Here is a 403-nt window from a genome sequence, read left to right on the forward strand (position 1 = left end):
GAATAAAGCGTACAGAAATACATTTCACTCTAAATTTGGGTTTCCTAAATTCAAGAGTAAAAAACGCTCAAAGAAATCCTATCGAACTGCCGTAGGTATGAAAGTTAACGGTCGTTACTTCTATGTTTCTAAAGTCGGTTGGGTCAAAATGGCAGAAAAACTACGTTTCAACGGAAGATTGATGAATGTAACAATTAGTCAATCCAAATCTGGAAAATACTTTGCAACATTTTTAGTTGAAACCGAGAATCTTCAAAAAGAACCAGTAATAGATAGTATTGGATTAGACTTAGGCATAACTCATTTCTGCATCACATCCGCAGGAGAAAAAATCGATAACAATCGATTCTATCGTTCTCTTGAGCAACGACTGATACGTGAACAACGAAAGCTTTCAAACCGT

The 403-nt window shown here is 35.7% G+C and carries 1 pseudogene; it reads left to right on the top strand.

Features of this window, described 5'->3' with window-relative positions:
• Positions 1–148: 148 nt before the first annotated feature.
• Positions 149–403: pseudogene (locus ACFSR0_RS09710) on the top strand (IS200/IS605 family element RNA-guided endonuclease TnpB); the annotation flags it as partial.

Source organism: Enterococcus camelliae (genome assembly GCF_042685105.1).
GTDB classification, from domain to species: Bacteria; Bacillota; Bacilli; order Lactobacillales; family Enterococcaceae; genus Enterococcus_G; species Enterococcus_G camelliae.